A 12,412-nucleotide genomic window follows, 5' to 3' on the forward strand; every position below is an offset into this window, starting at 1 on the left:
CCTTTTCAAACTTCGATGTTTGGGGGAAACTAATAGAGGAAACTGTAAAGGAGGCGCCATTAAAATGTTATTCATAATAACCCTTTTACTTATTATCATCGTGATCTATCTGCTAATCGTGTTAGATTTTAAATTAGGCCGGAGAAACCATCAGAACCATGCCCAGATTCTCCCCTTTAAAGAAACAACAGCAGATTATCACCTATATAAAAACGGCTCCCCATTATTTGAGGATCTTTTTCAAGAAATCGCGGAAGCACAACAGCATGTCGACATTTATTTTTATTTAATTAGCAGCGATCAGCCAGGTCGCGATTTTCTTGAAATATTGAAAAATAAAGCCCGTGAAGGAGTGCCAGTTCGCCTGATGACAGATCGTCTGGGAGGCTATCAGCTGTCCAAGTCGATTCGCAGCGATTTAGCAGAAGCTGGTGTGCAATTTCACTTTTCAGCAATCCCGGGATTTCCTTATTTCTTTTATAAATTAAACCGTCGTAACCATCGGAAGATTACAGTCATTGATGGAAAAATTGCTTATGTAGGCGGTTTTAACGTCGGCGACAATTATCTTGGGAAAAACCCTAAATTTGGAGATTGGCGTGATTATCATTTACGCCTAACTGGACCGGTCGTCGGTGAACTTCATCAGATTTTTCTAGATGATTGGTATCGAGCAACTGGTGAGAAACATTCGCCTGCCGTCTCCAATGAAGAAGCGAAACACTCCGTCAAAATCGTTGCCACGGATGGAATGAAGCTTGAGGATGAATTTTTGCATATGATTCAGCGTGCAGACAAGGAAATCTTAATCGGGACACCGTATTTTATTCCGAGTGAGAAGTTGATGAAGTCTTTGGGACAAGCCTTACAACGCGGAGTATCCCTGCAAATCATGGTGCCGCTTAAATCAGATCACCCTTTCGTGAAGGAAGCGGCCATTCCATATTTAGAACAACTTTTCCATGCAGGAGCGAAAATCTGCCTGTATGACGACGGTTTCTATCATTCCAAGGTAATGATTGTCGACCAAAGTATAGCCGACATCGGTACCGCCAACTTTGACAGACGCAGCTTCTTTTTAAATAAAGAAGTCAATACGTTCGTCTATGACAAAGTATTTATTAGTGATTTGCGAAAAGCGTATATGAAGGACGCGCAAAATGCGATTGCTTTTAACGAAGAGTGGTTGTCCCAGCGTTCATTTGCTACTAAAATAAACATCCAAATCGCCAAAGTGCTGCGCCCGATTTTATAGTTATTTAAATAAAGTACTCACCATTGGTCCGACCCACGAAAATACCTTAAAGCCTAGATAAATGCCAATGATCCCAACGACTCCTGCCGCTGCAGGGGGAGCGGGGATCGGCAATTTAAAGGCTGCAAATATAATTCCTACAATAAATCCAGTTAATAAAGCGAATAAAACTTCCTTCATCTATACGCCCCCTTTTAAGCAAGTATTCATATATTATTCCATTCATGGTCAGGCTATCCTCTCTCATCTATCACGATTATTTTACCTTATGTTGGGAAAACATTCTAACTCAGAGTTTGGACAAAAAAAGAATGCCCCCGCCTGATTCAGCAAGGACACTCTTTGATTAGTATATGCAGCTACATTTGTTCTGGTGCAGAAACACCGATTAAGCGCAGCGCATTCTGTAAGGTTGTGCGCACGGCTTTCATGAGCGCGATTCTCGCCGTAGTACGCTCCTGATGAGCTTCATCGAGCACTTTCTCAGCATTGTAGAAGCTGTGCAGATTTGATGCTAAGTCAAAAGCATATTGCGTAACACGGTGCGGTGTACGCTTTTCAGCAGCATCGGCTACCACTTGCGTGAATTCGCCAAGACGCTTCAACAAATCTTCTTCTTTTTCCGAAGTTAAGAATTTGCCATTGAATTCTCCGCCTGTAAGACCTTTTTCCTCGGCCTGGCGAAGCATCGTACAAATGCGAGCATGCGCATACTGTACATAATAAACTGGGTTCTCATTGGATTCGGAACGAGCGAGGTCCATATCGAAATCAAGATGAGAGTCACTGGAACGCATTGAGAAGAAATAACGCATCGCGTCAATTCCAACTTCCTCCATCAGCTCACGAAGCGTAACCGCCTTTCCTGTACGCTTGCTCATTTTCACCTTTTCCCCGTCCTGAAACAAGTTGACCATTTGGATGATTTCCACTTCCAGCGTATCTTTATCATAGCCAAGCGCCTGAATCGCCGCTTTCATTCGTGGAATATAACCATGGTGATCAGCACCCCAAATGTTAATAAGTGTATCAAAGCCGCGGTCGAGTTTATTTTTATGATAGGCGATATCTGGTGTTAAATAGGTATACGTACCATCATTCTTAATGAGTACACGGTCTTTATCATCGTCAAAAGCAGTCGTCCGAAACCAAGTCGCATCGTCTTGCTCGTACACATAATTCTTCTCTTGCAAGACATTTAACGCTTGTTCGATTTGGTCGCCTTCATAAAGAGACGTTTCTGAAAACCACTCGTCAAAGGGAACACGGAACTCTTCTAGGTCTGTTCTAATTTTATTCAATTCGTAAGTCAGCCCATATTTACGGAAAAAGGTCAGACGCTCTTCTTCAGAAACATCCACCCATCTCGTGCCATCTTCTTCAACCAACTGTTCGCCAAGCTCAATGATGTCCTTGCCATGGTAGCCATCTTCAGGCATCTCCCAATCTTTGTCGAGCGCCTGCATGTAGCGGGCCTCAACAGACCGAGCCAAGTTAGCAATTTGGTTTCCGGCATCATTAATATAATATTCACGAGACACATCATATCCTGCAGCATCAAGCACATTGCTTAACGAGTCGCCGACTGCAGCCCCGCGGGCATGTCCTAAATGCAAAGTCCCAGTTGGGTTCGCTGAAACGAACTCGATTTGAACGCGGCGACCTTGTCCAATCTCTGTGCGTCCGTAATTTTCCCCTGCAGTCAGGATCGCTGGGACAAGATCAGCCAGGTACTGATTGTTCATGTGAAAGTTAATAAATCCCGGTCCGGCAATATCAATTTTTTCAATAGATGCTTTGGAACGATCAAATTGCTCCACCAGCTCTGTGGCGATTTGACGAGGATTCTTCTTCGCGATACGCGCCAGCTGCATCGCCATATTTGTTGCATAATCTCCGTGCGACTTATCTTTCGGCTGCTCCAGCACCACTATCGGCATTTGCTCATCTGTTGCCAGGCCTGCCTGCTTTACGGCTCGAACAATTTCATCCTTCAGCTTCTGTTCCGTCTGTTCGACAATGTTCATGATTCCCTTTCCTCCTCAAAAAGTAGTGTTAACCGATGGCGCTGTTCAACCTCATGATTCAGCGTCATTTGATAACTAATAAACAGACGGCCTTGAGAAGCTTCAGAAAGCGAGCGGTACTCAATTTGGTCTGTCCATGTTCTCATATGAAAATCACCATATGTATGATGATAAATATTCTCTGTCTCGAGCTTCCTCTGAAAAACCTGGCGCATTTCAACAGGCCCCGTTCGTTTAATACTAATATGGTCCGGCTTAATTGTCACCATCGTTTTCACGGGCTCCCCCTCTTCAGGGTGTTCCGTAAACTTGAGGACTTCCGTTTCGTTACGCGTATATAATTGCCCCTGTTCAGATAACGTCATCTCTTCTTTGCGACCCGCATCTCTGATTTCCGTTATGAGCTTAATACGTACATCCTTCATTTGACCACTCCTCCATCCACCAGATTTCGAGTCTGTTTCTAACTAATCTATTATAAGAATACCGCAGCAAAAACTCAAGTTATTGCGAAATTTTTTGCACGTACGTTTCGACCTCCTGAATCTGAGAAAAGTATGAAGGGATAGTAGCTGCCGCATAGATAACGACGATCGCCACCACAATGCCGAGAAACCATTTGTAGGGGAGAACCTTTTTAAATGGCCGTTTGTCTTTAAAAATCGCGAATAAAATGAGTGGAAAGATGAGGGCCAGCAGCACGATATCTGTATGCCAGTGCGTTTTCACATCACTAACAGCTGCCTGGAACAGCAGCACATCGGCCATATTATCAGCGATTTCGACTTCTGCCACCACTTCATTGCCAAGGCCTTTCTGGACCGAAAGAGTAGAATTTTCTATTGCATAGCTGTATCCAGATGGATTCCAGGCAAACGAAAAGGTGAGGATGAGTAATGCAGCCATAACGAGGGCATATCCTGCCGTTACGCCAATCAGTTTTTTGTCCATTTTTGTAAAAACTCCTTATGTGTGCGCAGTATTTTATCAATTGCATGAAAATAGACAAGGCTCTTTTCTTAAAAATTTTGCTGCTCTATCCCCCTCACCGTTGATATAAATCATCGTCACAACAGAGAGGTTGGTTTCCACTTCGCGCAGTCGCTTTCCGCGGGCAACGCTTCAGCTTCCTCGGAAGCAAAAACCGCTTCCTGCGGGATTTTTCCCGCAGGAGTCGACTGCCCTACGCTTCAATCAACCGCCATACCAGCGAAGGAAACGCACGAATCTCCTGCGGGAAAGCGTAATGCATTTCCGAAGCCGTATGTTATGCAGTCTATACAAAAACAACAGTCTTTTATAGTGCAGCCTTGCTTATAACTTTAAATAATTGCATATTTGCTAAAAATAAAGATCCGCTGCATCTTGCAACGGACCTATTCTATCATTTATTCGACAAACCCTAAAAGCATTTCGCGTACAAACTTGCTGGCAGCGATCGCTGTTTGCTCGGTTTGATCGTAAGCAGGAGCTACTTCGACTAAATCAGCTCCTACTACTTGAACGTCAGAACCCGCGATCGCGTGAATCGCAGCGAGAAGCTCTTTGGAAGAAATTCCGCCAGCTTCAGCAGTCCCTGTCCCTGGGGCAAAGGCTGGATCGAGAACGTCAATATCGATCGTTACATAAACCGGACGGCCGGCAAGCTCAGGCAGTACCTTCCTCAACGGCTCGAGCACTTCGAACTTTGACATGTGCATGCCGCTTTCCCTAGCATATTGGAATTCTTCACGCATGCCGGAACGTATTCCAAATGAATAGACGTTCTCAGGCCCGATCAATTCGCACGCTTTTCGGATCGGGGTTGAATGTGAGAGAACTTCTCCCTCGTACTCCTCCCTAAGGTCGGCATGGGCATCAATATGGATAATCGCCATGTTCGGCTGCGTTTTATGAAACGCTTTGAAGACCGGCCAGCTGACGAGATGCTCTCCGCCGAGTCCGAGCGGAAACTTCCCTTTTTCCAAAAGTTCATCAATATAGCCTTCAATGATATCAATGCTGCGCTCAGCATTACCGAACGGAAGCAGCATGTCTCCAGCATCGTAATAGCTGACTTCTTCAAGATGGCGATCTAAATAAGGGCTGTATTCTTCAAGACCGATGGAGGCTTCGCGAATCCGGTTCGGGCCGAATCGCGAGCCTGGACGAAAGCTGACTGTCCAGTCCATCGGCATGCCGTAGATAACCACTCTAGCCTCTTCTTCTGTCGGGCGGCTCATAATAAACACTTTTCCTGAGTAGGCCGGGTCGAATCGCATCGATTATTCCCCCTCCGTCATATCTTTGACGAATTTAGGCAGCGCAAAGCAGGCCTTATGAAGTTCTTTTGTGTAATACTTTGTATCAAATGCCGTGAAACGTTCGTCCGTAACTTTCAGTGGATCGTAAATTTTGCTTCCCATCGTAAATGTCCACAGACCGCTAGGATAAGTAGGGATATTCGCTGTATAGACGCGCGTAATCGGGAAAGTTTCTTTAACATCACCGTACACTTGCCGAATTAAATCTGCTTTAAACCAAGGATTATCTGTTTGCGCTACGAGAATGCCATCCTCTTTTAAGGCGTTCGCTATTCCTTCATAAAATCCCTTTGTAAAAAGGCTCACAGCTGGACCAACGGGCTCGGTCGAATCAACCATAATGACGTCATACTCCCGCTCACTTTTTGCAATATGCATGAAACCGTCTGACACTTGGACGTCTACACGGGCATCATTGAGTGTACCAGCGATGCTTGGTAAGTATTTTTTTGAGTACTCGATCACTTTTCCATCGATTTCAGCAAGGGTTGCCTGTTCGACACTGTCATGCTTTAGGACTTCACGGATCACTCCGCCGTCGCCGCCGCCTACAACGAGCACTTTTTTCGGACTTGGATGGGTAAACAGCGGAACGTGTGCCATCATTTCGTGATAGACGAATTCGTCCTTTTCGGTTGTCATCACCATATCATCGAGCAGCAGCATATTCCCCCATTCTTCTGTTTCAACCATTTCCAGTTCTTGAAAATCTGTTGTTTCTTTATGCAAAGTCCGATTCACTTTTGCCGTAATGCCAAAGTTTTCGGTTTGTTTTTCAGTAAACCAAGTAGCCATTCAAAAGATCTCCTTTCAACACTCTTCTAACCAATCAAATTATAGATTAAACGTTAGAAAAAGCAAGCAAATGTTTAATTTACCAGCGTTTTTCCCATAATAATAGTAATCATTATTATATCTTAACAGGTAGGAGTAGGGAAGAATGCTATTATTTATTCGTTTTAGATGGAAATGGATACGGAGGTCAATGAAAGCAGCTTTCACTTGCTGCATCCTTGGCCTCATTGCGCTCGCAGCTGTGTTCATTTATGCAGTCAGCCTCGGCCCTCCTTCCCTTCATACCGAGCAGAATACGATCTACTATGGGTCTGATGGGAAAGTGATTGACGAGGATCACGGGGCGCAGGAACGTTACTGGATCAGTAAAGAGGAAATGCCTGAATCCATTGTTCAGGCCACGCTTGCGATCGAGGATCACCGTTTTTATGACCATTGGGGTTTTGACCTCAGACGTATTGCCTCTGCTGCACTGACTGATTTAAAAGCTATGAAAATGGTAGAAGGAGCCAGTACGATTACCCAGCAGTACGCCCGGAACCTTTATTTGTCTCATGAGAAAACATGGACGCGGAAACTTAAAGAAGCCTTCTATGCGATGCGTCTTGAAATTTTTTACGAAAAGGATGAGATCATTGAGGGGTATTTAAACACGATTTACTATGGGCACGGAGCGTACGGAATTGAAGCGGCCAGCCGCTACTATTTTAATAAGCATGCAGAAGAACTTACCTTAGCTGAGGCTTCAATGCTTGCGGGAATTCCTAAGGGCCCAAGCTACTATTCTCCTTTAAATAATTCTGAGAATGCAGAAGAGCGCCAGAGTGTTATTCTCTCCCGTATGGAAGACCTTGGCTACATCTCCGCTGAGAAAGAGCAAAATGCTGTTGCTGTGTCACTCGATTATTATGATCATTCAGGGGAAGCCACGAAAACTGTGGCTCCATACTTTCAGGACAAAGTGACAGAGGAGGCCGCGAGAGTTCTCGATATAGATGTGGATGCTGTCAAAACGGGCGGATATCACATTTACACGACGTTAAACAAATCACATCAGAAAGAACTCGAACAATCCATCGATGAGACGATTGCGAATGGCTCTGAGATTCAAACAGCAAGTGTTATTATGGACAGCCAAACAGGTGCTGTCACAGCTTTGGCAGGAGGTAAAGATTACTCAAAGAGTGCCTATAATCGAGTAACCGATGCCCAGAGAATGGTCGGTTCCACAATTAAGCCATTTCTCTACTATGCTGCTTTGATGCGTGATTACACTCCGCTGACAATGATTGCAAGTAAGCCAACATCTTTTGAATTGAAGAATGGCAATGTCTACTCACCTAGCAATTACAATAATTACTATGCCAACCGTAAAATCACGATGGCACAAGCTTTAGCGTTATCGGACAACATCTATGCCGTGACAACGAACGTTGATATCGGACCTGAGAACCTTGTGGAGACATTGCGTACGTTTGGCATTTCAGGCAAGTTACCCGCGGTGCCTTCTTTGGCGCTCGGTAGTGCATCGATCTCACTTTACGAAATGGTCGATGGCTACATGCGGATGGTCAGTGGATCTGCAGCTGTTCGAGCTCACACGATAACTAAGATTACCGACCGTCATGGTAACGTCGTGTATAAGTACAAACTGAACACAGACACCGAGAAATCAATTGATCCTAACACCGCCTTTACGGTGACGCATATGATGACAGGGATGTTTGATACAGCTCTCAATGGCTATATGAGTGTGACAGGAGCAAGTATTGCCGATCAACTGACACGTATGTATGGCGGTAAATCAGGAACAACAGATGCAGACAGCTGGATGATTGGATTCAGCCCGCAATATATCATGGGAGTGTGGACAGGATATGATGACAACCGTGATATTACCAAAACAGCTGAACACCAATACTCGAAGCAGTTATGGGCCAGTACAATGGAAACAATTCACCAGCCGCTTCCTGTCGCAGCCTTTACTCCAACCCCAGGCGTGAAAGGAGTATATATTAACCCTAAAACTGGTAAACTCTCCGGTCCAGGCTGTCCGGAAGAAAGACTCGTCTACATGGCTGAAGAAAACATTCCAACCGAAACCTGTGAACCAAACCAAAAAAGCGATGAAGAACAAATTAACGAAGAACTCCAAGACGACTCCTGGCTAGACGGCATCGTCGACTGGTTCTCCTAATATACCCATTTCCTTCCACCTCAGGTCATCCAGTTTCTGGATGACCTGAGGTGGAAGTTTTAACCATTCGTGCGATTAATCTGAATATTCACATAATAATAAACAAAGAAAACGACCGGTGACTAGCCGATCGTCTTCTTTGTCCTAGTAATACATGTAAAACCCATGTTGTACTTAATATATTATTCGAACAGCTTGTTCGTCAAGATTCGTTGCCCGAAAAGCTGCTTATTTCATGTGAACATTTTGTGAACTTTTTTCAAATCTTTCGTGAATGGGCTCCCCTCGCTATTTCGCCAATCCAGCCCTTTTTCACATGCTCTGCGGAGAATTGCATTTAACGAGCCAGTCTGGCAATTTTTAAAAACACAAAAAAGACGCTTCCCCTTTCTAAACAGGAAGCGTCTCCTTCATTATTTGAACCCAAGTTGATCTTTCAACTCTTGATTTGAATTCTCCCAGAGCTCAGGTTTGAAATCACGCAAATATTCCCCTAAAATACGCTTCGATTTCTCATCCATATGTTCCAAAACAAAGCGCCCTTTTAGTGATTTATCCATTTGATTCACGTGCTCAGGCATTGATTTGTAGCCGCGGCGAATTTCACGATCAACAACAAGTTCACTACCTGACACGCCATAATAGCAAGGTTTCCCGCCACGATGGTCGACCGTCACCCATGCAATCCAATACAGTTTGCCATTTGGAACTTCTGATCGCTCAGGTTGAAAGCGAACGCGCTTTTCGACCTTGCTTCGGGCGTGAAGAGCGCCCATGTCCACAAACGCCTCTTCTTCATTAGGATCAACAATTACAGGCGTCATGTTCTCCAGGCTGATAGACCCCACGCCGTATCCTCCGTGACCATCAGTGGAGTCATCTTTTATTATCGTAAATTGATTTTTCTTCTTATCATTACTTTCGCCTTCATCTTTATTTTTAAATTGATCAAATTCTTTCATTCTAAATGACATCCTCCTTCTAGACTGCTGTTGCTTCTACTTTAACATACACATGTCCTACTTTTCACTCAACAAAAACTCCAATAATTCTCAACCGGACAGGCAGGAATTTAGCACTTTTTGCAGAAGAAAGTACAGTGATCCAATTAACGCTTTAAAGGGAGAGAAACAATATGCCTATTATTACCGTACAAATGCTCGAAGGCCGAACCGATGATCAGAAGAAAGCTTTAGTTGAAAGGGTAACCGATGCCGTGACAGATACAACAGGGGCCCGTAAAGAAGCGGTCACTGTCGTAATTGAAGAAATGGCGAAGCAACATTATGGTGTCGCAGGGAAACGATTGGTTGATTAAATCACAGGAATTTTTTCGATATAAGATGATAAGAGGAATGCCTTCAATGTTTCAAAATTCTCACAAGTGGAAGGCAGTCTTATAGAATGACAAACATATGAGAGGAAGGGATACAAAATGAACAAATTATCCTTAGAAACTGCGAAAAAATTAATTGATAGTGCTGAGAAAGAAGCCAGCAATCTAGATGTGGCTATGGTAATTTCGATCCTTGATGATGGCGGAAACTTAATCGCCGTCCATCGCATGGATGATGCATGGCTTGCCAGTGTTGACATCGCCCAGAATAAAGCTTGGACTTCTGTAGCCCTTAAGATGCCTACCTCTGACTTAGCAGATGCAACAGTGCCAAAGGCCGAGCTTTACGGACTGAATACGACCAATAACGGACGTATTGTTGTGTTTGGCGGCGGCATCCCGCTCGTTAAGGAAGGAAAAGTTGTTGGAGCAGTAGGCGTCAGCGGCAGCAAAGTAGAACATGATGTGCAAGTGGCTGAGGCGGCCGTTAAAGCTTTCGAAACTTTGTAAATTAAAAAGGTTACTTAGAAGCGAATGAGGTCTATTCACCTGTTCGCTATCCCCTTTAATAACGTGTCTAAACTCAAAACAAAACCCGTATTGCCTTAAAGGTAATACGGGTTTGTTTTAAGCAATTTTATCACGAAAAAATTAGTCATCTACTATTCCCTTGAGTTCTTTCTACTATTAAAATTGATAGAGCAGGATCTTCTTAATGATCAAAACTGCTTTTAATTAGGTGCAGAACATTATGATCTCCTGAAGTTCCCTACTACTTCAACCGTTTCACTTACGCTGACAAAGGCTCTCGGATCGACACTAGATATAAGAGACTTCACTATAGCTAATTCATAACGAGAAATAACCGTGTATAGCACTTTACGCTCAGTATTAGAATAGCCGCCCTGCCCATCCATGACAGTAACACCACGAATTAAATTTCCAAGCAGCTCATCTTTTACTTCCTGCCCACGATCCGTAACCACCATCAAATTCAATTTAATATGACGGGTGTGAACACGGTCTATAACAATTCCGGTAATATAAATCGATGCCATTGTATATAGCGCAAGATCCCAAGCAAAGATAAACCCGGATATAAACACAACGATACTATTCAGGCCAAAAATTAATCCACCTAGAGGAATATCACGCTTTTGAGTGAGCACAAGTCCAATAACATCAAATCCTCCAGTTGATCCGTAAAATCTTATAATAAAACCGATAGATATACCGGCAATGACCCCTCCAAACACCGCGGATAATAAAGCATCATCGGTAACCTTCATTACCGGGATATACTGCATAGCTATAGAAGTGGTAAGAACAGAAAATATACTGTTCCATATAAATTCCTTACCTACCTTCATCCATCCAATAATTAAAATAGGGATATTTAAAATAACAAGCCAAATACCAGCGTTTATGGGAGAAAGCAGCCCAAAAACCATGGCAAGACCTGTTACGCCACCTGTTAATACCTCATGAGGGAGTAAGAACATATTAAAAGCAAAACCTAAAGCAATAGAAAATACAAATAGTACAGCATATTTATATAAATGGTTCATTGATTTTAACCTCCGATCCGGATATAGCTGGAACACTTAATGAATTCTAGTGGCCATACTATTAAAAGTCAATATCATTTTAATAGGGCCAAAGTCTCTTTTATCACTAGTGCGACGCCCTTTTCCGGAGAGGTCATTTGGTTCCTTAAACTATCTATCACTTAACATATGTACAATGAATCTTAAGAGGGAGTTACTTAATCAATTCATACAAATAACGCCAAACTAACTTAGTGTTTAAACGTCATCCATCTTCCTTCCCACTGGGACAAGATATAAGGTTGAAAGATCAGCTTCTCCCGGCAGCACACTGCTGTTTAAATACTCATCAACAAATCCTCCAATGGGTACTATTGCTTTATTTAGACTAACAGCGACCAGCTGCATATTTTGCACCATATGTCCCGCTTCCATTAAGCAAAAACGATAGCCTCGCTCCCCATATTGATCTACTGCATAGGTTAAGTCGGCTGCAACAATGACGCAGAAATTATATTCAATGCTCTCTTGCACCAACGCATCGGTTACGTCGTTATTTCCGTTAACAAATGTTAATGCATGTTCATTGGCGTGATACTTGTAAAGACCTGGCTGCAAATGGGCAACCTCTTTAACGGCTATAAATAGTTCATTGCTATAAAGCTGTCCGGCAGACGGATAAGCCCTCCTGCCCGTTTCATCCTCGAGAGCCCCAACAGACCACTTTAAAAAAGTCCCAAGAATGTCTTTATCTAATCCTTTATCGCGACCGATGGATTTCGAAGATTCTCTAGATTGAATGCCCCCAGCCAACTCCCCAGGCACCCTGCTGTAGCGTAGCGGAATAAAATCTTCAAGTTTTACATCCTTCTCTACCTGTTTAGAGGAAGGATTACATACAGGTGGCCAGCCTGACTCTTTATGATACCTTTTGAAATAACTGTCCATAACC

13 protein-coding genes are annotated in these 12,412 nt (G+C 43.5%); 4 read left to right on the forward strand and 9 right to left on the reverse strand.

Features of this window, described 5'->3' with window-relative positions; all coding sequences use genetic code 11:
* Positions 1–64 precede the first annotated feature (64 nt).
* The gene (cls, locus tag G6R08_RS07780) at positions 65–1,255 is read left to right on the forward strand and encodes a cardiolipin synthase (RefSeq protein WP_163527460.1); all 1,191 of its coding nucleotides are present in this window, start codon (positions 65–67) and stop codon (positions 1,253–1,255) included.
* Here the strand turns inward: cls and G6R08_RS07785 are convergent, their stop codons facing one another.
* The 6 genes from G6R08_RS07785 to speE all read right to left on the reverse strand — a co-directional run bounded on the left by G6R08_RS07785 (position 1,256) and on the right by speE (position 6,380).
* The gene (locus G6R08_RS07785) at positions 1,256–1,435 is read right to left on the reverse strand and encodes a XapX domain-containing protein (protein ID WP_163527461.1); all 180 of its coding nucleotides are present in this window, start codon (positions 1,433–1,435) and stop codon (positions 1,256–1,258) included. It abuts the gene before it with no gap.
* Positions 1,436–1,614: 179 nt separating this feature from the next.
* Positions 1,615–3,282 (reverse strand): arginine--tRNA ligase, encoded by a 1,668-nt coding sequence (gene argS, locus G6R08_RS07790; protein ID WP_163527462.1) that lies wholly within the window; start codon positions 3,280–3,282, stop codon positions 1,615–1,617.
* The gene (locus G6R08_RS07795; protein WP_163527463.1) at positions 3,279–3,707 is read right to left on the reverse strand and encodes a YwiB family protein; all 429 of its coding nucleotides are present in this window, start codon (positions 3,705–3,707) and stop codon (positions 3,279–3,281) included. The genes argS and G6R08_RS07795 overlap by 4 nt, the downstream gene beginning before the upstream one ends.
* Positions 3,708–3,786: 79 nt before the next feature.
* Complete coding sequence (locus G6R08_RS07800; protein ID WP_163527464.1) at positions 3,787–4,233, reverse strand: hypothetical protein; 447 nt, start codon at positions 4,231–4,233, stop codon at positions 3,787–3,789.
* 437 nt (positions 4,234–4,670) lie between these two features.
* On the reverse strand, positions 4,671–5,543 hold the full coding sequence (speB, locus tag G6R08_RS07805) for an agmatinase (RefSeq protein WP_163527465.1): 873 nt from the start codon (positions 5,541–5,543) through the stop codon (positions 4,671–4,673).
* A gap of 3 nt (positions 5,544–5,546) precedes the next feature.
* A complete protein-coding gene (gene speE / locus G6R08_RS07810) occupies positions 5,547–6,380 on the reverse strand; it encodes a polyamine aminopropyltransferase (protein WP_163527466.1) in 834 nt (277 codons plus the stop codon).
* A 145-nt stretch (positions 6,381–6,525) separates the two neighbouring features.
* Between speE and G6R08_RS07815 the strand changes: the two genes are divergently transcribed.
* Positions 6,526–8,577, forward strand: a complete 2,052-nt coding sequence (locus G6R08_RS07815; protein ID WP_163527467.1) for a transglycosylase domain-containing protein — start codon at positions 6,526–6,528, stop codon at positions 8,575–8,577.
* A 413-nt stretch (positions 8,578–8,990) separates the two neighbouring features.
* Here the strand turns inward: G6R08_RS07815 and G6R08_RS07820 are convergent, their stop codons facing one another.
* The gene (locus G6R08_RS07820; RefSeq protein WP_163527468.1) at positions 8,991–9,539 is read right to left on the reverse strand and encodes a YwhD family protein; all 549 of its coding nucleotides are present in this window, start codon (positions 9,537–9,539) and stop codon (positions 8,991–8,993) included.
* A 173-nt stretch (positions 9,540–9,712) separates the two neighbouring features.
* Between G6R08_RS07820 and G6R08_RS07825 the strand changes: the two genes are divergently transcribed.
* Positions 9,713–9,895, forward strand: coding sequence for a 2-hydroxymuconate tautomerase (locus tag G6R08_RS07825; protein ID WP_163527469.1), 183 nt, complete (start codon positions 9,713–9,715; stop codon positions 9,893–9,895).
* Positions 9,896–10,012: 117 nt separating this feature from the next.
* Positions 10,013–10,423: a GlcG/HbpS family heme-binding protein gene (locus G6R08_RS07830; protein ID WP_079528353.1), complete on the forward strand. Its 411-nt coding sequence runs from the start codon at positions 10,013–10,015 to the stop codon at positions 10,421–10,423.
* A 239-nt stretch (positions 10,424–10,662) separates the two neighbouring features.
* Here the strand turns inward: G6R08_RS07830 and G6R08_RS07835 are convergent, their stop codons facing one another.
* Together G6R08_RS07835 and G6R08_RS07840 are read right to left on the reverse strand one after the other, a co-directional pair.
* Entirely contained in the window at positions 10,663–11,481 is an 819-nt protein-coding gene (locus tag G6R08_RS07835) for a YitT family protein (protein ID WP_163527470.1), read from the reverse strand.
* Between the two features lie 237 nt (positions 11,482–11,718).
* Positions 11,719–12,408: a SagB/ThcOx family dehydrogenase gene (locus G6R08_RS07840; RefSeq protein ID WP_163527471.1), complete on the reverse strand. Its 690-nt coding sequence runs from the start codon at positions 12,406–12,408 to the stop codon at positions 11,719–11,721.
* Between the last annotated feature and the right edge of the window lie 4 nt (positions 12,409–12,412).

Origin of the sequence: Halobacillus ihumii (assembly GCF_902726645.1) — a bacterium.
Taxonomy (GTDB): Bacteria; Bacillota; Bacilli; order Bacillales; family Halobacillaceae; genus Halobacillus_A; species Halobacillus_A ihumii.

Excerpts from the sequence above, each read along its gene's own strand:
- cls (WP_163527460.1), top strand. The coding sequence starts at position 65 with ATGTTATTCATAATAACCCTTTTACTTATTATCATCGTGATCTATCTG.
- G6R08_RS07785 (WP_163527461.1), bottom strand. The coding sequence starts at position 1,435 with ATGAAGGAAGTTTTATTCGCTTTATTAACTGGATTTATTGTAGGAATT.
- argS (WP_163527462.1), bottom strand. The coding sequence starts at position 3,282 with ATGAACATTGTCGAACAGACGGAACAGAAGCTGAAGGATGAAATTGTT.
- G6R08_RS07795 (WP_163527463.1), bottom strand. The coding sequence starts at position 3,707 with ATGAAGGATGTACGTATTAAGCTCATAACGGAAATCAGAGATGCGGGT.
- G6R08_RS07800 (WP_163527464.1), bottom strand. The coding sequence starts at position 4,233 with ATGGACAAAAAACTGATTGGCGTAACGGCAGGATATGCCCTCGTTATG.
- speB (WP_163527465.1), bottom strand. The coding sequence starts at position 5,543 with ATGCGATTCGACCCGGCCTACTCAGGAAAAGTGTTTATTATGAGCCGC.
- speE (WP_163527466.1), bottom strand. The coding sequence starts at position 6,380 with ATGGCTACTTGGTTTACTGAAAAACAAACCGAAAACTTTGGCATTACG.
- G6R08_RS07815 (WP_163527467.1), top strand. The coding sequence starts at position 6,526 with ATGCTATTATTTATTCGTTTTAGATGGAAATGGATACGGAGGTCAATG.
- G6R08_RS07820 (WP_163527468.1), bottom strand. The coding sequence starts at position 9,539 with ATGAAAGAATTTGATCAATTTAAAAATAAAGATGAAGGCGAAAGTAAT.
- G6R08_RS07825 (WP_163527469.1), top strand. The coding sequence starts at position 9,713 with ATGCCTATTATTACCGTACAAATGCTCGAAGGCCGAACCGATGATCAG.
- G6R08_RS07830 (WP_079528353.1), top strand. The coding sequence starts at position 10,013 with ATGAACAAATTATCCTTAGAAACTGCGAAAAAATTAATTGATAGTGCT.
- G6R08_RS07835 (WP_163527470.1), bottom strand. The coding sequence starts at position 11,481 with ATGAACCATTTATATAAATATGCTGTACTATTTGTATTTTCTATTGCT.
- G6R08_RS07840 (WP_163527471.1), bottom strand. The coding sequence starts at position 12,408 with ATGGACAGTTATTTCAAAAGGTATCATAAAGAGTCAGGCTGGCCACCT.